Source organism: Acidovorax sp. (assembly GCF_046291265.1).
Classification (GTDB): domain Bacteria; phylum Pseudomonadota; class Gammaproteobacteria; order Burkholderiales; family Burkholderiaceae_C; genus Acidovorax.
Map to the genome: position 1 here is coordinate 1 of NZ_JBKBTV010000159.1, position 640 is coordinate 640.

Annotated in this window: 2 protein-coding genes; both read left to right on the forward strand. The window is 69.2% G+C overall.

Going from position 1 to position 640, the window contains the following annotated elements:
• On the forward strand, positions 1 to 439 hold a 439-nt coding region (locus ACK41V_RS23670; RefSeq protein ID WP_409786137.1), incomplete at its 5' end, for a hypothetical protein.
• Positions 440 to 441: 2 nt separating this feature from the next.
• Positions 442 to 640: hypothetical protein (locus ACK41V_RS23675; RefSeq protein ID WP_409786140.1), on the forward strand; the 199-nt coding region annotated here is incomplete at its 3' end.

A 640-nucleotide genomic window follows, 5' to 3' on the forward strand; every position in this document is an offset into this window, starting at 1 on the left:
CACGCTGGTGGGGCAGGCGCTGCAGGGCGAGGCCCCGGATGCGGGCGCTGTGCTGTCGTCCGCGAGCGTGAGCGGCAACGTTGACGACACCTTCCGGCTGCAGCTCTCGCAGCCTGGGCAGCTGGTGGTGCTGACGCAGGCGGCCGTAACGCACGGCAAGGTGTTCAAGCTGGTGGTGCGCGTGACGGACCTGGGTGGCCTGAGCGGCACGGGGCAGGTGGCGGTGAACGTCACCGTTGCCAACCGGCCGCCCGCCTTCCTGAACGTGCACGTGGACATGCTGGTGCCAGAGAACAGCCCCACGGGCACGCTGGTGGGCGTGCTGCTGGCGGACCCGGGCGGCGACGGGCAGACAGTGACGTTTGATCTGCAGCGCAGCACGCCCAGCAGCGGCGCGGATGTGCTGGAGGGCTGCCGGAGCTGGACTTTGAGCGCGTGAACGTGTACCGCCTCACCGCCACCGCCACGGACAGCATGAAGCCGCCGCTGCAGACGCCCGCCGTCATCACGGTGCACGAGGAGGCCAAGGCCAAGCAGCAGCGCGAGCGCATACTGCAAGGCGTGGTGGATCTGGCGGAGGTGAAGCGGACTCCTGAGCTTAGCGGAGGAGGACGACTTTGCCATGAACCCCACGGGCTGG